This is a genomic window from Paenibacillus shunpengii (genome assembly GCF_042684905.1).
GTDB classification, from domain to species: domain Bacteria; phylum Bacillota; class Bacilli; order Paenibacillales; family Paenibacillaceae; genus Paenibacillus; species Paenibacillus shunpengii.
The window spans coordinates 1720382-1742415 of the sequence record NZ_JBHUMJ010000002.1; the positions used below are offsets into that span (position 1 = coordinate 1720382).

The following is a 22034-nucleotide window of genomic DNA, read 5'->3' on the forward strand; positions in this document are numbered from 1 at the left end:
AACATTTTATCTGCCCATTGTTTTATAACAATGGGTTCTTCGGGTTTGATCGAGTTGTGGGAATGAGGGTATCCGCACAATCCATTTGTCCAACGATTCATACACTATACCAAATGTGCGGAAGAGGTGATTGGGTTTGATTGATTTAGGTGTGGTCATGCCTGTATATGTACAGAAGCCCGAATTTCTCCAAGCAGCACTGGAGTCCGTGTTAAACCAATCTTTTAGCAAATTCAAGATGGTGATTGTAATTGATGGTGCTCCTGAGATGGAACCGCTGGTCAAGAGCATAGTGAATGGAGATCAGCGAGTTAAAATCGTAGCTTATCCTAATAATCAAGGTGTTGCGCATGCACTGAATACCGGATTCCAGCATTTGTTCTTGGATGAACATATAGAATATCTGACGTGGGTATCAAGTGACAACGTGTATTATCCCTATTATCTGGAGATGCTGCGCAGAGAGCTGAAGAAGGGATCTGATGAGTTAGGTTTGGTATACAGCTCCTTTCAGTCTATTGATAATAACGGAAGCCGTCTTCATAATGAGCATCAGCTGGCTGCACTACGCAAATACCAGAGCAGACCCAAGGAGAGGCTGCTGGATTCATCGATTATCGGTGTTTCGTTTATGTATAAGTCCAAGTATGCCAAAATGATTGATGGTTATCATCTTGTACCTGTAGAGGATTATGATTATTGGCTCCGTTTGACGGAGAATTGCGAGATTCGATATATCCCGGTCGAGCTGATGGATTACAGAGTGAATTCGACCTATAGCGTGTCGGCGACACTCAAATCAAGTGAGCAGCATCGAAGATGGAGATATACGTATCATTTGGCACGTCATCTGGCTCGATCAAGAAGAAAAATGAAGCCTCAAGTCACGGTGTTGTTCCCCATAAGTATCGCAGATGAAGCAGCTCTTATGAGATTGGAGAATCTATATGAGCAAAGCTTTAGTAATTACTATTGCTATGTGCTGGATCTGACCACAGATCAGAGTGCTCAAGCACTGTTGTCCAAAGTCCCCCATCCCATAACGGATTTCAAGTGGTATCCCACAGTAAATGAACTTGTAGCCAGTCTCATTGCGGTTCAGATGATTCAAACCCCTTACACGATGATTCTAAACAATGTATGTACAACAGACGTGGTGGAAATGGAAACCTTGCTAATCGAATTATCGAAGGCCGAGCCAAGCGCAATGTCTAATTATTACACACCAGATCATTCACAGATCGGTTATCGGTTCGCACCCTATTTGCCGCAGAAGCTTGATTATTATAACGAATTGTTTAAAACTGAGCAGCTTGTTCAGGCCATAAAATTTAAATATATGAATGCGTGGTAGTGGAGGATGAAAATACTATTTACTTTTTTTAATCCGAGCGGTGGTATGGAGACGCTAAATCGGATAAGAAGCAAGGCACTTATGGCTCGCGGGTATGAATGTCATCTATTATATGCGGTTGATGGTGAAGGACGTAAAAATATAAAAGGGATTAAAACGTTCGTAACTAATGATAACGAGGAAATCAAGCGTATCATTGAATCAGAGGATTATGACATCATCGTCGTTTGTACAGACATTCATCTGCTTCAAAAGGTAAAGGAAATGGGCTTTCGTGGCAAAGCGGTCTTTGAGATTCAAGGACTGGGTACGACAGACACTGCCCTTGAGCTGCTGAAGGTGTTCGATTCAGGAATTCGAGAATATGCAGACGCATTGTTATATCCCCGAACTTCACATTTAAAGCAGTGGTTTGAGCAAATCTTCCCTGCCATCCCGCAGTTCTGTTTTGATGATCCTCTGGATACGGAGCACTTTGGATATGTGTCCTATCCCCCTAAACCCTATCCGATTATAGGCTGGATCGGCCGTATCGAACAGAACAAGAATTGGAGCGAATACTTAAGGATCGTTTTTGAGCTGCGTAAGCAGATTCCCGATCTGTATTTATGGATGTTCGATGATGATACACTATCCGATCCCTCGCAGAAAGATTATTTCGAATTTAGTGTACGTACACTAAATTTGTCTGAGCGATTGATTCGATACTCGAATATTCCTCATGAGCAAATGGCGGACTATTTATCAATCATTGGAGATTCAGGAGGATTCTTGTGCTCGACCTCGATTAAAGAGGGCTTTGGCTACGCTGTAGCAGAAGCAATGCTATGCAGATGCCCGGTACTATCTACCGACTCGGATGGAGTAAAGCGGTTTATTAAGCATAATGTAACCGGCAAATATTATAACCTCGGAGATATCAAGCATGCGGTAGGTGAATCTCTCACCTTAATGCGAAACCGAGGCTTAAGGAATCAGATTATTTCGGCTGCTGAGCAGCATATTAAGAGCGAATTTTCCACTTCTATATACTGCGATCAATTTGAGTCCATGTTATCTAGGATCACAAGATAATTTTTCGAACTAAATCATGAGTAGAGATGGGAGACTGCTCCCTTCTTTTTTTGTCTTTACTTCCTAATGTTCAAGATCTAGATTGGACAAGCTAGAAAAATGGAAATAAGTAATGAAGTATATTGGTTAAATAACTATATAAGAAAGTAATTAATATTTAAAGCTAGTTAAAGTCAGCAGAGAAGGGAAGTGCACATCAACAGTTATGAAAAAGCAATGGTGGAAAGAAAGTGTCGTATACCAAATTTACCCACGCAGCTTCATGGATAACAACGGAGACGGTATCGGTGATCTTCAAGGAATCATCTCGAAGCTGGATTACTTAAAAAAACTTGGCGCAGATGTCGTATGGCTGTGCCCTGTCTATGACTCTCCGAATGATGATAACGGCTACGATATAAGGCATTATCAGCAGATTATGGATGAGTTCGGGATATTAGAGGATTGGGAGGAGCTGCTCGAGGGTCTGCATGAACGTGGAATGAAACTGATCATGGATCTAGTCGTCAATCATACTTCAGATGAGCATGCTTGGTTCGTAGAAGCACAGAAGTCCAAGGATAATGTGTATCGAGATTACTATATATGGCGGCCAGGCAAGAATGGAGAGGAACCGAGCAATTGGATGTCTTATTTTCGCGGTTCTGCCTGGCAGCATCAGCCCGAAACGAATGAGTACTATCTGCATCTATTCTCCAAGAAGCAGCCGGATTTAAATTGGGAGAACGAGCAGGTACGCAAGGAAGTGTACCAGATGATGACCTGGTGGCTGGACAAAGGTATTGATGGATTTCGCATGGATGTTATTAATTTGATATCAAAGGATCAGCGGTTTCCAGACGCCGAGGAAACAGGAGATTCCTCCTATCATTGGGGAGGGGAATATTTTGTGAACGGACCGAGAGTGCACGAATATTTGCAGGAGATGAATCGGGAAGTTCTCTCGAAGTACGACATTATGACGGTAGGTGAATGTTTAGATGTATCACCTGAAGAGGCCGTTAATTACGTAGCGGAAGATCGCAACGAATTGAACATGGTATTTCATTTCGAGCTGATGAATGTAGGCAACGGACCGCTTGGCAAATGGGATATCATTCCATGGAAACTGAGTGATTTTAAGCGGGTAATGCACAAATGGCAGCAAACGCTGAAGGATCGAGGCTGGAACAGCCTGTATTTGAACAATCATGATCAGCCGAGAATGGTCTCACGTTTCGGAAATGATGATCGATATAGAATAGAATCGGCCAAATTGCTGGGCACTCTGCTGCATACGCTGAAAGGGACACCTTATATATATCAAGGGGAAGAAATCGGAATGACGAATGTGAATTTTGCTTCGATAGATGATTATAGGGATATTGAAACCTTAAATATGTTCCACGAGTATACTCAGTCCGGGCATCAGCATGATCTGTTAATGCAGTCAATCTATGAGCGAAGCAGAGACAATGCAAGAACACCGATGCACTGGAATCAACGTGAACATGCTGGATTTACGACAGGTACACCCTGGATTCAGCTGAATCCGAACTATACAGCAATCAATGTTGAAGAGGCACTGTCAGATCCGAATTCGGTGTTTTACTATTATCAGAAGCTGATTCAGCTAAGAAAAGAACATCCTGTTATTGTGTATGGTGATTATGAGCTGCTACATGAGGAGGACGAACAGATCTATGCCTATACAAGATCATTAGAACAAGAGATGCTCATCGTTGTGCTAAATTTCTCAGAACAGGAAGCGGAATTCATGCTTAATGAAAATATTAAGTACTCCGATTCACAGCTGCTGATTCATAACTATGAAATTCAGGATAAGGGCATCTCTAAGCAATTCACATTAAAGCCATTTGAAGCAAGAGTATACAAGCTGTTGACATAAAGGGGAGAATGAATCATGGGAAGCAGAACAACCGGAAGACTAGCTCCATTCGCTAGATTAACGAAATTAACTTTAACTTTAGCGCTGACAGGATCTATGACTGCAATGGGTTCGGTCTCAGCTCAGGATACGAGTGAGCTCACAGGGAATAAGCCTGCAGGAGGAGAGACCTTCTATATTAGTGACATTCAGTTCTTAAACGGAACGACGGGACGTGCAGCAGGTAATGGATATATGATTGGCACATCCGATGCCGGTGATCACTGGCAGAACATCTATACAGGAACTTGGCAGTTCACTCAGCTTGATTTTATCAATAATAAAGTAGGTTATGCGCTGGCGAAATCCTCAAGTGACGGACCGAATGCGCTACTGCATACGGATGATGGTGGTAAGTCATTAACGAAGATAAAAACGGGGGACATGTATCTGCAGCGTATCGATTTCACTAAGGAGGATGAGGGATTTGGCTACTCCCAGGCTTACACTTACCATACCTACGATGGAGGCAGCAGCTGGAGCAAGATAGCCACACCGACGAATACAAGATATGCGGTATTCACAGATGCGAAGAAAGGTTATGCACTGGCAGTTCATCCGGGATACGGATATAAGCTGCATCAAACGACAAATGGCGGCACAGACTGGAAGGTACGTCTCTCCGTATCCTCGGAGACAGTTAGTGGCGGTGAAATCGCCGTGAACGGCCAGGAGGTATGGGTTAGGCTGAACGGCGGGGCTCGTATGTCCCAGCAATCCTACGCCGTATACGCTTCGAGCAATGCCGGTCAGAGCTTTGTCAAAGTGATCGGTCAAGATACAGCAGGAGCCGGACCCGGGCCTGGCGACGAACCAGGGTATACAGATGCCGGTCCTGCAGCACCTGCCGGGCATCCAGGAAATTTATCGCTTGTAACTGGGGCGGCCTATCTCGCTGGGTTCTCACCGGCAGGGGAGAAGATCGGCGTGGGAAGCTCTTCCGATGGCGGGAAGACGTGGACGAACCTGCCGTCTATTCAAGGATACGAAAGTGACATTTCCTTCACGGAACGTAATAAAGGCTGGATGGCAGATACAAGCCTCATGCATCCTGCAATTTATCGAACGGGAGACGGAGGTCATTCTTGGACTGAGGTCTTGGTTCTGGGAGCAGCCTAACGAGTGATTCGTTATACTCGGCTAATGAATGGAGCAGATGAGTGTTCATGACCGATCCGATTTGTAAAATGAATGGAGGAGCAGACCTTTTGATTAATTGAAAATCAAAGGTCTGCTCCTTTGTGCGGTTCGAGATTGCAATTTTTAAGCGATCGGTGTTCCATTAGGCACTTCTTCATCGGGTCTCAGCAAGATGACATCGCCTTCTTCTGGAACGCCGCCGAGTACGAGAACCTCGGATACATAGCCGGCGATTCGGCGCGGAGGGAAGTTTACTACTGCTGCAATCTGCCTTCCGATTAATTCATCGGGTATATATCGTTTCGTGATTTGTGCAGAAGACTGCTTGATCCCTAGTTCTCCAAAATCGATCTCCAGCTTGATTGCGGGCTTTCTTGCTTCCGGAAAAGCCGCTGCCTTAATAATGGTCCCGATACGAATATCCAGCTTTACAAAATCATCTATCGTGGCCATGCCATTTCCTCCAAGTTTAATTTTCGGAATCGAGATATCGATACAGTGTAGATTTGCTGATTCCAGTTTCGTCTTTTATCTGTGCCAGACTATATTGATTGCTTTGATACATAACAATCGCTTTTTTGACGTTTTCGTCCGGTTTTTTGGGGCGTCCGGGTCTAATCCCCTTCTGCTTTGCTTCATATAATCCTTTTTTAGTCTTCTCACTAATTACATCACTTTGAAAATCGAGCAGTTGGTGCACCATCTCATGAAAGGCCAAGCCGGTAGAAGCACTTGTATTGATCCCTTCTTTTGCGGAAATAAGATAGCAGCCTCTATTGCGCAGCCCATCGAGCAGTTCGGCCAGGTGCCTCGTTGAATCAGCGAGTGCAAATAATTTAGCAACAACGATATGATCACCGGGCACTAGCTTGTCTAATAGACCGTACAACGCAGTTCGTTTCTTAGCAGAGCCATGCTCCTCGGCAATGATATGCTCGCAGGCATATTGGGCCAATACGGCTTGCTGGTGGTTACATTGTAAATCGTCCTGATAAGGTCTTACATATCCGATTAGCATGTATTAAACTCCTTGGACATTCACTAGTCTCAAAAAGGTTCCATTTTGGAACGATCCATGATAAACTAACGAAGGTATTGATAACTTGGATGTATATGATGCCTTGACTTTTATGAGACTTAAAAGTCAGGTTCTCAAAAATAGATAAAGAGGTGTGGAGAGAAAGTGTTAGAAAATCTCAAGAGAACATGGTTTTTTAATGTAAGAGCTGATATTTTGTCCGGCATTGTTGTAGCTCTTGCGCTCATCCCGGAAGCCATTGCCTTCTCACTGATTGCGGGTGTGGACCCTATGGTCGGTTTGTATGCTTCCTTCTGTATTGCTGTAATCATTGCTTTTGCTGGCGGCAGACCAGCGATGATCTCAGCAGCGACAGGGGCCATGGCCTTGGTTCTTGCTCCCCTGGTGAGGGAGCACGGGATTGAGTACATGCTTGCAGCTACCATATTAACAGGTATTATTCAATTCCTGCTAGGTGTGTTCAAAGTAGCTACACTGATGAAGTTTATTCCACGTGCCGTCATGATTGGCTTCGTCAATTCACTGGCCATTCTGATCTTTATGGCGCAGGTCCCTTATTTCTGGGGCATCAATGGAGCAACCTATGTGTTCCTAGGTATCACACTGCTTATCGTATACGTCGTGCCTCGATTCTTCAAGGCCATTCCTGCACCATTGATTGCCATCGTCGTATTAACTGTTGTATCCGTATTTACAGGATTTAATCTTCAGACCGTAGGGGATATGGGGAACATTACCCAGACCTTACCGTCATTTTTGATGCCTGATGTGCCGTTCTCTATCGAAACACTACAGATTATATTACCATATTCTCTCGCACTCGCAATTGTCGGGTTGCTTGAATCACTGCTTACTTCATCCATTGTCGATGATATGACAGATACAGAGAGTGACAAGAATCGTGAAGCTAGGGGGCAAGGGATTGCAAACTTCGTCACAGCGTTCTTCGGCGGTATGGCGGGATGCGCCATGATCGGTCAGTCCATGATTAATGTAAAATCAGGCGGACGCAGCCGTTTGTCTACGCTCGTGGCAGGGCTGTTTCTTATGTTTCTGATTCTTGTACTTGGTGATCTGGTAGTCCTAATGCCGATGCCCGTTCTTGCTGGAATCATGGTCATGGTCTGTATCGGGACGTTTGATTGGTCTTCATTCCAATATTTGAAAAAAGCGCCCCGTCCGGACGCCATCGTTATGGTGGTTACCGTAATTATTGTTGTTGCCACCCATGACCTCTCCAAAGGAGTTATTGCTGGTGTCATCTTAAGCGCGGTGTTCTTCGTGGCGAAGATATCGAAACTGGAAGTGACCAAGCCAGCGGAGGATGTCAAGAAACAGGTGTTCAAGGTGAAGGGACAATTATTCTTCGCCTCTACCACGACATTTGAACAATCCTTTGATCTGTCTGTACAAGATCGCGACATCGTCATTGACTTCTCCAATTCTCATGTTTGGGATGATTCTGCTGTAGGCGCGATTGATAAAATCATCTTGAAATACAGAGAGAATAACAATGAAGTCAGACTGACCGGACTAAATGAAGCGAGTCAGCGCATGATCGATAAGCTGGCGGTATTTACAGACAGCAAGGGTAAATTGAGTACACATTAAAACAGATATTCTTATGGTGCTTGGAAGTGTAAGTCATAAAGTAGTGAAGAATGTGCATTGTCCTGTCCTTGTTGTGAAGTAATGTGAAGTAACAGGGCGAACAATATTTTGCTTGATGAATAATAAGAAGGTCCTGCTCTGCTGAATATTCAGTAGTGCAGGACCTTCTTGCATATATCTTAAGGCTCAAAGCCCTCTTGACTAATATATACCCGATCTTCCGGAAAAACGCTTCGCATCCGAGAAAGAACGATTTGATATGCAGCGGAGTCATACCATGCTGATGAGTCTATCTCATCATATAAAGCATCCATCCCCAGCTGCCTTGTTCTTTTACCGCTGCTGCCATCTCCCATGAAATAATCATCAATGGTAACGCGGTTGGTGGCATGACTAAGCTTGGAGGCAAAAGCCTCACTGCTTGGCAGAATCGGAGCGATCGCTGCTTGAGTCGGAATGCCTGCCTCTGTTAATTTCTGCAGTGCCTTTATACGGGCAGCAATAGGAGGAGCAGAGGGAGAAAAATGTTTTCTGACCTCATCCAGATCGGTTTCGATCGTAATACTGACACGCACCCTGTCACCCAGTGCTGTGAATAAATCGATATCCCTAGTGACGAGAGGGCTTCTGGTTTGTACCAGTATAAAATCCGGAGGAGATTCGCACATTGCTTTCAGCAGGGAACGAGTAATCTGCTCTTTATATTCGATGGGCTGATAAGGATCTGTACTGGAAGACATAAAGATCGTAACCGGCCCCTTAGCTGTGGCACGCTTTAATTCCTTAAGGAATACGGTTGACGCTTCCTGCTTCACATCTACCCAAGTTCCCCATTCCGACCCGCGAAATAGAGAGACAGGCATCCGGCGGACGTAGCAATACGAGCATCCAAACGAACACCCGGTATATGGATTCAACGTATGGGTGTAGCCAGACAGGAATCCAGTTCCTTTATTCATCAGTGACTTTGGATTTTTATATAAATACTGAATATCTCTTTTGGACATAGATACACCTCTATTCTGATAGAACAGATTCTATTATAATACATGAAAGGCTATATGGGAACATATATTCTTATTGGTCGCCTGAATGTAACATCGTTCGATTATGAGATATCAGATTCGGGTATAACATTCGTAGCCGGATAATCCAGCAATTACCTAATTCATTAAATGTAATATTACAGCATAAAAAGGAGATGTAATCATGATCAAGAGAAATACAATTAAGCTGGCAGATGGCACCGTGCTTCCCGCAATTGGACAAGGAACCTGGCGCATGGGAGATGATCCTTCCGTACGAAATGAAGAGATTGCTGCACTTCGCCTTGGTGTTGAGCTGGGCATGCATGTTATTGATACCGCAGAAATGTATGGCGAGGGCTTGTCCGAATCACTTGTGGGAGAAGCGATCCATGGTATTAGGGAAGAAGTATTCCTTGTCTCTAAAGTATATCCTCATAATGCAGGACGAAACCGGATCATTACCCGCTGTGAGCAGAGCCTGCGCAGACTGAAGACAGACCATTTGGATTTGTATTTGCTTCACTGGAGAGGAGACGTACCGCTGGCCGAAACAGTAGAAGGTATGGAGAAGCTTGTTCAGGACGGCAAAATCGCGCGTTGGGGCGTTTCCAATCTGGATACAGAAGATATGGAAGAGCTGGTATCTGTATCTAAAGGCAGTAATTGTGCGGTTAATCAGGTACTGTATCACCTTGGCTCGAGAGGGATTGAGGTTGATCTCATGCCATGGCAGGCGGAGCATCAGATCCCAATTATGGCCTATTCTCCGCTTGCACAGGGAGGTACACTGCGTCGTGAAATTATTGGCAATGAGACTGTAATGTCAGTTGCTGAGAAACATAATATAACTCCGCTGCAGTTAATGCTTGCTTGGAGTATTCGGAACGGTCAAGTGCTCGCTATCCCTAAATCCTCTAAGGAGGAGCATGTAAAACAAAATGCTGCTGTGTATGAGGTGGAGCTAACGGAGGAAGATATCAACGAGCTGGATATAGCATTTCCGAAGCCCGATCATAAAGTGCCTCTGGAAATGATTTAAATAATGTGAGTAAACCTTACGTTTGAAAGTGCGATTTTTGTATTTTTTAATCCGATTTACGTACGAATAGCTAAAATAATGTTCGAATTCCCTTATTTACAAGTCTCTTATTCTATTATATGTTAGTTTAGATAACATTAATAGAATGAGGGCGAGGGAATGGAGTATGAGAAATAGCAAAATGCAAATTATGAGTGTGCTCTTGGCTGGAGGGCTGCTGCTTCCAGTAGCCGGTTTTTCTGGCGAGAGAGCGGTTGCAGCACCTGTCAGCACGGAATGGTCTGAATTTATGGAACTGAATTGGGCTCCGAGTGAATGGACTGTGGAAACTGAACGACACAAGTCCATCAGTACCGAACAGTTTGCGGAGCTCATTAATCTGGCGGCCAAGGAAGCCGGCGCTGAGCGTCTTATTACGGAAATTACGCATTCGGATCAGATCAAGAGAGAAGTGGCAGCTCTCTTGCTGGATGAAATAATTGATGTGCCTTATGTTGAAGACATGCTGTATCAGGACATTCCGATCAATAGTCCTTATGCAAGCTCAATTGGTGTAATCACGACGGCCGGCGTGATGAAGGGGATTGCGGAACATACATATGGTTATGGTAAACCCCTTACCAAAGGGGATGCAGCAGTTGTTGCTCTCAGGGTCTATCAATATTTACAGCCGGTGAGTGTCGTAGAGGCATCCATCTCGGATTTGCAGAAAGCAATGACTTCGGGAAGAGTTACCTCCGCAGAGCTGGTGGATATGTATCTGGAACGTATCGAGAAATACGATGTACAGGGCCCGAAGCTTAACTCAATTATTTCCCGTAATGAGCAGGCGGACGAGCTGGCTAAGGAGCTGGATTCCGAGCGTGGGAAGAGTGGATCAAGAGGTGCCCTTCATGGAATACCTGTCATTTTAAAAGATAATTTCGATACAGCGGACATGCCAACTACGGGTGGTTCATTAGCATTAAAAGAAAGTGTTCCATTGGATGATGCATATCAAGTAGAGAAGCTGAAAGAAGCCGGGGCAATCATACTAGCGAAGTCCAATTTGCACGAATTTGCATTTGGATATACAACAGTAAGCTCGGTGTCTGGTCAGACGCTGAATCCGTATAATGTATCCAAAGTGCCTGGAGGCTCAAGTGGCGGGACGGGGGCATCGATTGCGGCGAGCTTTGCCGCAGCAGGAATGGGCAGTGATACCGGCGGTTCTATTCGAGTGCCGTCTTCATTTAATAATCTGGTCGGAATTCGTCCCACCATTGGTTTGTCGAGTAGAGACGGAATCATGCCATTAGCATTGACACAGGATACTGGAGGGCCGATTGCTAGAACCGTTGCTGACGCAGCTGCAATTCTTGACGCAACAGTAGGCTATGACCCTGATGATGTGACTACAGCAGCAAGTGTGGACCGCATTCCGGAGTCATATCTGCATTATTTGGACCCAGCAGGATTAAACGGGGCCAGAATTGGTATTGTCCGTGAAGTGTTTGGCTCGGATCCAGATATCAATGATGTGATGGATGAGGCAATTCAGGACATGAAAGACCAAGGTGCTGTACTCATTGATCATGTTGAGATCCCTAACTTTAAACAGATCAACAGTTATGCCAGTCTTAGCGGCTGGGAATTCAAATTTCAGTTTAATGATTATCTCGAATCGCTGGGAGAAGAACGGGCATATGAGGATCTTGCAGCGATCATCGAATCCGGCTTATACGATGAATCGGTGAAGACACAGCTTATTGAGCGCAACAATCGGGAATCCCTTGAGGATGAGTCATACAAAGATATTGTTCTTCATCGTACCCGATTAGCACAGGATGCCGTACTTAAGATGATGGCGGATTATAATCTGGATGCTCTTATTTTTCCTACTTCCGCAAACCCGATTTCAAAGATCGGGGATGAGCAAACCATCGGCGATGGCTTTAAGCTCAGCTCCTTTACAGGTTACCCGACAATAACGGTTCCGGCTGGCTTCAGAGCGTCTGACAACATGCCGGTTGGGTTGGATTTCATCGGAAGACCTTTCAGTGAACCGACATTGATCAAGCTTGCCTACTCCTACGAACAGAACACCCAGCATCGTACGGCTCCTGTCTTAACTCCATAAAGATCGGTTAACACTATCGAACGGCGGATTTATTAGTCCGCTGTTTTTTTTGCGTGTCCAATCCAGAAATTGAGTCAGCCCCTAGGGCGATGTGTTATAAATAGGATGAAATGAAATGGAAGGTTGAGGATGAGAGATGGATAAAAATAAAATCGTATTCGCAGTAATTGGGGCTGGCTGGAGAGCTGAATTTTTTATGCGTGTTGCTGCAATGCTGCCGGATTTATTTGAAGTAAGCAGAGTGTTGGTTCGAAATGGGGCTAAGGCTGACCTATTTCAGAAGAAATGGGGAATAAAGACTGTAACAACATTGGATCAATTCCTGGAGAACCGGGATTATTCGTATGCGATTATTTCTGTACCATGGGATGCCAATCCGAATTACATAGCTGAGCTGAGCAAGCAGGGAATACCTGTACTCGCCGAGACGCCTCCAGCTCCAGATATGGACGGACTATTGAAGCTGCATCAGGAGCTGCCCGCAAATGCTAAGGTGGAAGTCGCAGAGCAGTACTTGTATCAGCCGATGCATGCGGCCAGAATTCGTCTTGCCCGGTCCGGTATTCTTGGTGAGGTCTCTCATGTTCAAGTATCAGCTGCACATGGATATCATGGAATAAGCCTGATCAGAGAATTGCTGGGGGCCGGGTATGAGAAGGCGAGTATTACAGGACATCAATTTACAAGTCCCATTGTGAAAGGACCGGGCAGACAGGGCTTGCCTGAAAACGAAGAGATCGTTCAGTCCATTCAGGAATTGGCAGTATTTCAATTTGGAGAGAAGACCGCGGTGTTTGATTTTTCCAATGTTCAGTACTTCTCTTGGATTCGGGGGAATCGGATCTTGGTTCGCGGGGAGCGTGGAGAAATTGTCAATGACGAGGTTTCTTATCTGAAGGATTTCAGAACGCCCGTCACATCCCGCTTAAGAAGAATAGATACAGGACACGGAGGAAATCTGGAAGGATACGCGCACCGGGGAATCCAATTTGAATCGGAGATGATCTATGAGAATCGATTCGAAAGCGGAAGGCTGTCGGACGATGAGATTGCTGTTGCGACAAGCATGTATAAGATGGGCCTGTATGCATTAGATTTAGGACCTTCATTCTATAATTTTGCAAAGGCAGCGCAGGATCATTATTTATCCATGATGATGAAGAGATCAATCAAGGAAGGTCAAGAGGTCATCACTGAAATTATGCCGTGGTCAAGCAGATAGGTAATCGTCCATTATTTCTCGAAAACCTCGTTTTTTTCTGTCAATTGGGTAAATTACTTAGGTCGAGTTATAACCCAGAATATAAATGACAGGAGACATGCGAAATGGCTACACTAACAGACAAAGTTGCGATCATTACAGGAGGAGCCGGCGGAATCGGTAAAGTGACTGCAGAGCGGTTTCTGAAGGAAGGCGCGAAGGTGGTTATTGTAGACCTCGTGCAGGATGCCCTCGATACGGTGAAGTCGGAATTGTCATCACACGGTGAAATCGTTGCTATCCAAGCAGATGTATCGAATGAAGCAGATGTGGAGAAGTATGTAAAAGCGACCGTGGATCAATTTGGTAAAATTGATATTTTCTTTAATAATGCCGGGATCGAAGGTAAGGTTGCGCCGATCATGGAACAAGAGGTTCAGGATTTCGATAAGGTTATTGCTGTGAATGTCAGGGGTGTGTTCCTCGGATTGAAGCATGTGCTTAAAGTGCTTGTAAATCAAGGCTATGGAAGTGTTATCAACACTTCATCCATCGCCGGATTAAGCGGAAGCATTGGAGTAACACCTTATATTACCTCGAAGCATGCGGTTGTGGGACTGACCAAAGCAGCCGCACTTGAGGTAGCCAGCAAAAATGTTCGTGTAAACTCCATTCACCCTTCACCAGTCAATACACGTATGATGCGCTCCCTCGAAACGGGAATGCAGACGGATCAGGAGACATTGGCCAAGGCCATCCCGCTGGGACGTTATGCTGAATCCAGTGATATCGCCAATCTCGTACTATTTCTCGCTTCTGATGAGAGCTCATTTATTACAGGTGTGCAGTATCGCGTTGACGGCGGTATGGGTGCGATGTAACCGGTCAGCCTTTATTAAAATATATAAGGATTTAGATCTAAGCCCCTTTTTGGCGATACAGCCGGGAAGGGGTTTTTTGGTTGTAAATTTTCATGATTCTACACTTTGCAATCATTTTATGCACACAAATATAAGAATAAAAATTCCAGTTGTGGAAAATATACAAGGGGTAGGCTTGACCTCACCCATATTATAGGAAAGTAGGTACATGCATTGGATACGCATAATACTGATCCGAAAACGAACATAGAAGACGACCAAACTTTAACGAATCGACAAGGTCATCCGATTACAAACAATCAGAATATTAGAACGGTCAGCAATCGGGGGCCTGCAACTCTGGAAAACTACGATTTTATCGAAAAAATAAGCCATTTTGACCGGGAAAAGGTGCCCGAACGCATTGTACATGCCAGAGGAGCAGGAGCTCATGGTTACTTTGAAGCCTATGGAACATGCGGGGATGAGCCGATATCCAAGTACACTCGTGCCAAGCTGTTCCAGGAAAAAGGCAAGCAAACACCCGTCTTCGTGCGTTTCTCTACCGTTGTACACGGCCTGCACTCTCCGGAAACGGTGCGTGACCCGCGCGGATTTGCAGTTAAATTTTATACAGAAGACGGCAACTGGGATCTCGTTGGCAACAATCTCAAAATTTTCTTTATCCGGGATGCAATGAAGTTCCCTGATATGATTCATGCGTTCCGTCCAGATCCAGTGACCAATATTCAGGACGCGAGACGGTTCTTTGATTTCTGTGCCAATTCGCCGGAATCCTTTCATATGGTTACATTTGTCTATTCTCCATGGGGCATTCCAGCGAACTACCGAATGATGCAGGGCTCGGGAGTAAACACATACAAATGGGTCAATCAAGAAGGAAAAGCAGTGCTTGTCAAATATCATTGGGAACCCAAGCAAGGCATTAAGAACCTCACTGTAAAGGAAGCAGAAGAGATTCAAGGGAAGAACTTCAACCATGCGACGCAGGACTTGTATGAGGCTATCGAGAGTGGTGACTACCCGGAATGGGAGTTGTTCGTGCAGATCATGGAGGATGGTCCGAATGAAGAGCTCGATTTTGATCCGCTGGATGACACAAAGCTGTGGCCGAATGATCAGTTCCCATGGAAGAAGGTTGGACGCATGGTGCTGAACAAGTCTCCTGAGAACTATTTCAATGAAGTAGAGCAGTCTGCTTTTGGTACAGGAGTACTGGTCGATGGACTTGATTTCTCGGATGACAAAATGCTGCAGGGTCGCACCTTCTCCTATTCGGATACACAGCGCTATCGTGTAGGTGCGAACTATTTGCAGCTGCCGATCAATGCCGCGAAGAAGCGTGTTGCAACCAACCAGGAGGGCGGTCAGCTTCGTTATTATAACGACAAGGCACCGGGGCAGAATCTGCATGTCAATTACGAACCATCCAGTATGGGCGGACTTACAGAAGCAGAGCAGACAGGAAAAGAGTACACCCCGTATGTCGAAGGCAATCTTGTCCGAGAGTCCATAGACCGCAATGACAATACGAAGCAGGCAGGTCAAACCTACCGTGATTTTGAACAATGGGAAAAGGATGAGCTGATCAACAACATGGTGAACGATCTTGCCATCTGCCCGAAGGACATTCAAGATAAAATGATTGCTCTTGCAGAGCAGGCCGATGATGACTATGGACGCCGCTTGAGAGAAGGCATTGCAGAGAAGAGCAAAATGATGGGTGACAATAACAGTGTTGCACAAACACATCCGCTTGGAGCCGATGATGCACCTGGGGCAGTGGATGAAGCGATTCAAAAAGGACACGAGCAGGATCCTTATTAAGAATGGCTTGCGGTGAGCTAGTCTGCTGAGAAGATCTTCTATTTCGGCGGATAAAGTACATAGGCCCAAGTATTCTTATGTCTGATAAAATATCCCTCGATAGTTAACATGAGTCGGACTGATCCTGTTGATCATGAACGATATTCCATGCTGTTGAGGGATTTTTTTATACAATATGATAAGTGGGGGACGAGATTCGTATAGATTAATTTGTATAGATCACAGGGAGGGGATCAAATGCTGGCGTATCCTTATAGAACGTCCAGGGAAGAAAAGTGGGAATTCATTGATCAGATCAAAGACAGGCTTCTGGCTAAGCATGGTGATATGATTAACGCTATCGGAGTGTATGGTTCCATTGGACAGCAAAAAGATGGTCCGTACTCCGACATTGAGCTTCACGTTGTAACCAAAGATGGTACAAGCTTTGCTGAACTTGAAATCGTGTATCCTCCATTTAAGCTGGAGATTGGAGTTACAGAGCGGACGAAATGGTTGGCTAAATCAAGACGTGTGGATGACAGCTGGGCCATTTGGTATGGAGCATTCATTCATATCATTTCCTTGTATGACCCGGAAGGTTTGTTTGATACGGCGAAGAAAACAGCATTGTCGTTATCTGATGAACAAATAAATGAAGTCATGCGTGAATTCATGATTTGGGAACCTTACGAAACCATGGGCAAAATTTCGTAATAGCTATAACAATGGAGACCTTACTTATCTCTCTCGTGCAGCTTATGATATAACCTGGCAAACTGCAAAATTGATCGGTCTTGCAAATAAACGATATTATAGTACCAGAGCTGCGACGTATATAGAATCGCTTCTGATGCCATCCGTTCCTTCTGGTTATCAAGCGCTGGTAATGAAAGTGATAGAAGGAGACTTGCGTAATAAGGAAGAGATTTACCTGCTGTGTGAAGGCTTATGGACCGGGTTAAATGAGTGGTATTCTAAGCTGGGGATAGACTATGTCAGCAAGGAGCTGCCTGTGTAAATGATTCTTTAGATTCATAATTTAGTCGGCATCTTGACCATTTTTCCATTGTTTGCTATATTACATACACAACAAATGCATATCTCAGGTAGTCTTTCCAAGACGGGTGACTACTTGATCGGCAATAGAGCCGCTTGCTTATCTAAGAAGATAAGGGAGCGGCTCTTTCTGTTTACTTTATGCATTTTTAAATCATTCTAAGGAGTGTTGTACATGTATCGACCTTTAACAGAGAAAGGCAAACCTGCTTTTGGAGGAATTCGTACCTTTATGCATCTTCCGCATATCAAGACACTGGATCATGTCGATTATGCTATTATCGGAAATCCATTTGATACGGGAGCCGGTTATGCAGTAGGCACAAGATTTGGTCCGTCAGCAATACGGGAAATGTCACAGCGAATCCGGACAACGAATCCGGCCCAAGGAATTGATAGCAGTGAGTATTTGTCAGGAATCGATTATGGTGACCTTTCCATCTATCCTGGTTATATTGAACAGACGTATGAAACCGTTCAAGAGCAGCTTGCTCCAATTTATGATAAAGGCATTGTTCCTATTATTTTAGGGGGTGACCACTCCATATCCTATCCTCATGTGAAGGCTGCTGCAGCCCAATATGGTCCGATCAGCCTCGTTCATTTTGATTCTCATTCGGATGCTTGGGAGCCTATGGATGAAATACGCAGGTTTTCTCATGGTAATATGTTTTATCATGGAGCCAAAGAAGGCTGGATCAATACTCAGACATCCATTCAAATGGGAATGCGGGGACATTCGAGCTTAACGCACTATGAAGAAACTCGTGCCCTTGGTTTTGATCTGCTTACTACCGATGATGTGAAGAGAATGGGGACGGAGCAGCTATGTCAAAGAGTCAAGGACAGAGTAAAAGACACACCGGTCTTCCTGACCTTTGACATCGATTTTCTGGATCCTGTGTTTGCACCAGGAACGGGAACGCCTGAAGTCGGGGGATTTACGACATATGAAGCGATTCAGATGCTGAGAGGACTTGCTGGAATAAATATCATTGGATGTGATCTTGTAGAGGTGCTGCCTGACCGTGATCCAACAAGGGTAACGGCTCTGAATGCGGCCGCCATTGTATCGGAGTTTATTACACTTCTGGCAATACATCGCCGGAGTCAAAAGCTAATGGCTGCAGAATCTGTGACTGTCTGACTTCACGTTATATAAAAAACATCCGCTGAAGCTAATTGCTCAGCGGATGTTTTAACGTGTGCGCCTGGCATGCCAGGAGGCAGATCATATAGTCTGTTTTAACACGGAATCAGCGACCTCGATGATTTTTCTGCGTTCATTCATTGCCTGTGTACGCATGAGTTCATACGCTTTGTTCTCACTTATATTTTTCTGTTTACTAAGTGACAGCTTGGCGCTTTCAACACGCTTAATCTCATCAAGCTTGCTGGATAAGAAACGATACTCACGTTCCAAATGGACCCTCATCTGATAGTTCTTTACTCCTATGAGCAATGACCATTGAAGCTCATTATCATTCATGCCTGAGCAGAGTACACCGTCGAGCTTCTCGTGGGGAGCGGCAGTAGCAGGTTTTCGTTCATCGCACCACCACAGAATAGGAAAAGAGAATAAGGAGTTTGCCGAATGAAGCCATTTCTTCAGTCGGCAAGCAGGCAAATCGAGAATGATCATTTCAAACCTGCTCTCTGTAAGCTTACTCATACATTCAGCTTCAACAGACTCAACACGATAACCTAGTTCTTTGAACTTGACATCAACTTGACATTTGGTCGTCGGGATATCATGAACATGCAATAATCTTGGTTTCATAATTTACCCATCACCTCGAAGTAGGAATTGAGACAACAGCTTTCGTGTTTTGTGTATGTACAAAGGAGAATGTTCCTGATTAATGATAATTTATATAATACATCTATTTAAAAGTCAACTGATTAAGTGAAGTAATCTGACACAAAAGTACAAAAAATAATGAATTTCAAGATAATATGTTAAACATATTGACATAAGTAACTCCTGTTTCTATAATTGCATTACACAACTGCATACAAGCATGCATCCTCTAGTATGGGATGCTTGTCTATGGCAAAGAGGCCGCTTAATTCTAAGCAGCCTCTTTTTGCTTTTTTCTAAGAAAATAGAATGGAGTGAGCTTAAGATGAAATATCGTCCACAGATTGAAATGGGGAAACCGTTGTATTCAGGAATCCATACGTTTATGCATTTGCCTTACGAACAAAACCTGGATGATGACGTGGATTTTGCCGTAATCGGTGTTCCGTTTGACACAGGTGTTAGTTATGGAATTGGAGCTAGGTTCGGTCCGTCAGCAATTCGAAGCATGTCGCAGCGGATCAGGCCGATCTCTCCCGTACATCAGATTGATATTTCTGAATATTTATCAGGGGTGGATTATGGGGATCTCATCGTTCACCCAGGTTATATCGAACAATCCTATCAGGCAATTGAAGAACAGCTGACGCCAGTATTTGAAGCAGGCGTGGTGCCGATATTGCTGGGAGGAGATCATTCTATATCACTGCCTCACTTAAGAGCAGCAGTCAAGAAGCATGGTCCTGTATGTCTGGTGCATTTTGATTCCCATTCTGACACTGGCCGATCCAAGCATCCGGAAAGAATGTGGTCGCATGGTGCTGTTTTCAGTTATGCAGTAGATGAAGGTCTGATCGATCCTAATCATTCCATCCAGATGGGAATGAGAGGAACAACATACCGTGCAGATGGTCTGGAGGAAGCTAGAGCGATGGGTTTTGAAGTGTTGACGACAGATGATGTCAGGGATTTAACAATTCCTGAACTTTGTCGCAAGGTAAAAGGCTGTGTCGGAGATCGCCCGGTGTTCCTTACCTTTGATATTGATTTTCTGGATCCGGTCTATGCGCCTGGAACGGGAACGCCAGAGGTCGGCGGTTTCACGACCTACGAAGCACAAAAGATGCTGAGAGGCTTGGCGGGCCTTGATTTTATTGGTTTTGACCTGGTAGAAGTACTGCCTGACCGTGATTCAAGTCAGGTGACGGCACTGAATGCAGCTAATATTGTGTTTGAGTTTATCAGCTTGCTTGCAGTAAAGCGTAGAGAGAAGTCAGAACGCGTGACACGGGCGGAAGGGGACATGTCATATGAGAAAATGGTTTAAAAAAATGGCTTTATTCCCTCTGATTGGCATGCTGCTTATAACAGGCTGCGGCTCACAGGGGGAAGGCGCGGGAACCGCAGTAGGAGCGGCGTCTGGTGGTAATGCTTCTCAAGCAAACCAGTTGACGATCGGAATCACCAATCCTCCGCTTATGTTTAATCCGATTGATTCTGACGGAAGTGGTTCGAGCGGCGCTGTGTTTACGTATCGTTATTTCTTTGACAGCTTGATCAAGACGACAGGACCACTTCAATTTGAGCTTCAGCTGGCAGAGTCATTTGAAACAGAGGACAATCAAACATTCAAAATTGCCCTCCATCCAGATGCAAACTGGACGGATGGTACACCAATTACGGCGGAGGATGTTGAATTTACGATTAATTTAATCGCCAATCCGAAGACCATTACAACTCAGCGCAGTGCTATTTTTTCATTGGACGGTTTAAATGAGAAAGGAATGCTGCCGGAAGGAAAGGACAAGCTGGAGTCCATTAAAGTCATTGATGACAAGCATCTGGAGCTGCGCACCAAAACCCCGGTTGACCCCAATCTCGTATATGAACGTTTCTCAGATGTGCTCATTGTACCTAAACACATATTGTCTGAAGTGAATCCCGCGGAACTGAACCAAAATCCGTTCTGGCGTAGTCCCAATGTAACCTCCGGACCTTATACTTTTGTTAAGTATGAGAACAAATCTTATGTTGAGCTGGCTGCCAACCCGGATTATTACCGGGGAGCACCGAAGATAAAGAAAGTGTTTATTAAAATCATGCCCGCTGCCAATATGGTTGCGCAATTAGAGTCTGGTGAGCTCGACATGAATGCTGCGCAAGGTGTTGGGAATATTCCAGCAACGGAGTGGAGCACAGTCAAGTCAATCGAGAGTCTAAAGACCCTTGAAGAACAGACCCGAAGATATAATTCCATTGAAATTAATACCGAACGGTTTCCTGATAAAAAAGTACGTCAAGCTCTTGCCTACGCAATCGATCGTCAAATGATTGTAGATCAGCTGATGCCTGGGACAGGCGAATTGCAGGATGGGCCTTATTCAAACAGCCATCCTTACCACGACGAGAATATCCTTAAATATTCCTATGATCCAGAACTAGCCAAACAAATGTTAGCTGAAGCAGGTTTCGATATGAATGCTCCCATTGAGCTTATTGTTCCGACTGGAGATAGAACACGTGAAATGGCAGGGAATATAATTCAACAAAATTTTCAGGCAATAGGTCTGAAGGTGAATCAGGTCAATTTTGATTTTCCAACGACGGTCTCTAAGCTGGTATCAGGAGATTTCGATCTTGCGCTCAGCAGCTTCGGAAGCATTATCGATCCTGACGGGCCAGCGACGGTCTACCGATCGACTGCAGCACTGAACGATATGCGATATAACAATCCAGAAGTAGATGCGTTGTTTGATGCGGGTATGGCAGAGACGGATCCTGTGAAACGAGGTGAAATCTATGACAAGCTTCAAAATCTTATTCAGGAGGATGTTCCACTCATCACGGTATATTCCGAGTTTAACCTTATGGCAATAGGAGAGGACATTAACGGTAAGGGTGGTGTCGTCGATGGTATGCACTATGACGTTAACACATGGGAACGCAGATAAGGAT

The 22034-nt window shown here is 44.7% G+C and carries 19 protein-coding genes and 1 pseudogene; 16 read left to right on the top strand and 4 right to left on the bottom strand.

Annotation, left to right across the window (positions count from 1 at the left end; all coding sequences use genetic code 11):
• Positions 1-136: 136 nt before the first annotated feature.
• The 4 genes from ACFSVM_RS08100 (at position 137) to ACFSVM_RS08115 (ending at position 5474) form a co-directional block, all read left to right on the top strand.
• The gene (locus ACFSVM_RS08100; RefSeq protein ID WP_090722589.1) at positions 137-1354 is read left to right on the top strand and encodes a glycosyltransferase family 2 protein; all 1218 of its coding nucleotides are present in this window, start codon (positions 137-139) and stop codon (positions 1352-1354) included.
• A gap of 6 nt (positions 1355-1360) precedes the next feature.
• A complete protein-coding gene (locus ACFSVM_RS08105; protein WP_379261324.1) occupies positions 1361-2428 on the top strand; it encodes a glycosyltransferase family 4 protein in 1068 nt (355 codons plus the stop codon).
• A gap of 205 nt (positions 2429-2633) precedes the next feature.
• Complete coding sequence (locus tag ACFSVM_RS08110) at positions 2634-4316, top strand: glycoside hydrolase family 13 protein (RefSeq protein ID WP_379261326.1); 1683 nt, start codon at positions 2634-2636, stop codon at positions 4314-4316.
• A gap of 15 nt (positions 4317-4331) precedes the next feature.
• Positions 4332-5474 (top strand): hypothetical protein, encoded by a 1143-nt coding sequence (locus tag ACFSVM_RS08115; RefSeq protein WP_379261328.1) that lies wholly within the window; start codon positions 4332-4334, stop codon positions 5472-5474.
• A gap of 144 nt (positions 5475-5618) precedes the next feature.
• Here the strand turns inward: ACFSVM_RS08115 and csaA are convergent, their stop codons facing one another.
• Positions 5619-5948, bottom strand: coding sequence for a chaperone CsaA (gene csaA / locus ACFSVM_RS08120; protein WP_090722583.1), 330 nt, complete (start codon positions 5946-5948; stop codon positions 5619-5621).
• Between the two features lie 16 nt (positions 5949-5964).
• Positions 5965-6513, bottom strand: coding sequence for a recombinase family protein (locus ACFSVM_RS08125; RefSeq protein ID WP_076310879.1), 549 nt, complete (start codon positions 6511-6513; stop codon positions 5965-5967).
• A 165-nt stretch (positions 6514-6678) separates the two neighbouring features.
• Between ACFSVM_RS08125 and ACFSVM_RS08130 the strand changes: the two genes are divergently transcribed.
• Both ACFSVM_RS08130 and ACFSVM_RS08135 read left to right on the top strand, forming a co-directional pair.
• Positions 6679-8145: a SulP family inorganic anion transporter gene (locus tag ACFSVM_RS08130; protein ID WP_379261331.1), complete on the top strand. Its 1467-nt coding sequence runs from the start codon at positions 6679-6681 to the stop codon at positions 8143-8145.
• Between the two features lie 13 nt (positions 8146-8158).
• Complete coding sequence (locus ACFSVM_RS08135) at positions 8159-8227, top strand: universal stress protein (protein ID WP_076312482.1); 69 nt, start codon at positions 8159-8161, stop codon at positions 8225-8227.
• Positions 8228-8324: 97 nt separating this feature from the next.
• Here ACFSVM_RS08135 and ACFSVM_RS08140 read toward each other — a convergent pair whose 3' ends face one another.
• Positions 8325-9152, bottom strand: a complete 828-nt coding sequence (locus ACFSVM_RS08140) for an SPL family radical SAM protein (RefSeq protein WP_379261333.1) — start codon at positions 9150-9152, stop codon at positions 8325-8327.
• A 202-nt stretch (positions 9153-9354) separates the two neighbouring features.
• Here ACFSVM_RS08140 and ACFSVM_RS08145 point away from each other — a divergent pair, with 202 nt between their 5' ends.
• The 8 genes and pseudogenes from ACFSVM_RS08145 to speB (ACFSVM_RS08180) all read left to right on the top strand — a co-directional run bounded on the left by ACFSVM_RS08145 (position 9355) and on the right by speB (ACFSVM_RS08180) (position 18425).
• On the top strand, positions 9355-10212 hold the full coding sequence (locus ACFSVM_RS08145) for an aldo/keto reductase (RefSeq protein ID WP_379261335.1): 858 nt from the start codon (positions 9355-9357) through the stop codon (positions 10210-10212).
• Between the two features lie 166 nt (positions 10213-10378).
• Positions 10379-12331: an amidase family protein gene (locus tag ACFSVM_RS08150; protein WP_379261337.1), complete on the top strand. Its 1953-nt coding sequence runs from the start codon at positions 10379-10381 to the stop codon at positions 12329-12331.
• Positions 12332-12467: 136 nt separating this feature from the next.
• Positions 12468-13553 carry a Gfo/Idh/MocA family protein gene (locus ACFSVM_RS08155; RefSeq protein ID WP_379261339.1) on the top strand — a complete coding sequence of 362 codons (1086 nt, stop codon included), beginning with the start codon at positions 12468-12470 and terminating at the stop codon, positions 13551-13553.
• A 104-nt stretch (positions 13554-13657) separates the two neighbouring features.
• Entirely contained in the window at positions 13658-14413 is a 756-nt protein-coding gene (locus tag ACFSVM_RS08160; protein WP_379261341.1) for an SDR family NAD(P)-dependent oxidoreductase, read from the top strand.
• Between the two features lie 213 nt (positions 14414-14626).
• Entirely contained in the window at positions 14627-16240 is a 1614-nt protein-coding gene (locus tag ACFSVM_RS08165; protein ID WP_379261343.1) for a catalase, read from the top strand.
• Positions 16241-16477: 237 nt separating this feature from the next.
• Complete coding sequence (locus tag ACFSVM_RS08170; protein WP_379261345.1) at positions 16478-16936, top strand: nucleotidyltransferase domain-containing protein; 459 nt, start codon at positions 16478-16480, stop codon at positions 16934-16936.
• A 40-nt stretch (positions 16937-16976) separates the two neighbouring features.
• Positions 16977-17240, top strand: a pseudogene (locus ACFSVM_RS08175) (kanamycin nucleotidyltransferase C-terminal domain-containing protein); the annotation flags it as partial.
• A 213-nt stretch (positions 17241-17453) separates the two neighbouring features.
• The gene (speB, locus tag ACFSVM_RS08180) at positions 17454-18425 is read left to right on the top strand and encodes an agmatinase (RefSeq protein ID WP_090722578.1); all 972 of its coding nucleotides are present in this window, start codon (positions 17454-17456) and stop codon (positions 18423-18425) included.
• 84 nt (positions 18426-18509) lie between these two features.
• Here speB (ACFSVM_RS08180) and ACFSVM_RS08185 read toward each other — a convergent pair whose 3' ends face one another.
• Positions 18510-19058, bottom strand: coding sequence for an ANTAR domain-containing response regulator (locus tag ACFSVM_RS08185; RefSeq protein ID WP_076310870.1), 549 nt, complete (start codon positions 19056-19058; stop codon positions 18510-18512).
• A 346-nt stretch (positions 19059-19404) separates the two neighbouring features.
• Here ACFSVM_RS08185 and speB (ACFSVM_RS08190) point away from each other — a divergent pair, with 346 nt between their 5' ends.
• Together speB (ACFSVM_RS08190) and ACFSVM_RS08195 are read left to right on the top strand one after the other, a co-directional pair.
• Positions 19405-20406, top strand: coding sequence for an agmatinase (speB, locus tag ACFSVM_RS08190; RefSeq protein ID WP_090722576.1), 1002 nt, complete (start codon positions 19405-19407; stop codon positions 20404-20406).
• Entirely contained in the window at positions 20390-22030 is a 1641-nt protein-coding gene (locus ACFSVM_RS08195; RefSeq protein WP_379261348.1) for an ABC transporter substrate-binding protein, read from the top strand. Before speB (ACFSVM_RS08190) ends, ACFSVM_RS08195 begins: the two co-directional genes overlap by 17 nt.
• Positions 22031-22034 lie beyond the last annotated feature (4 nt).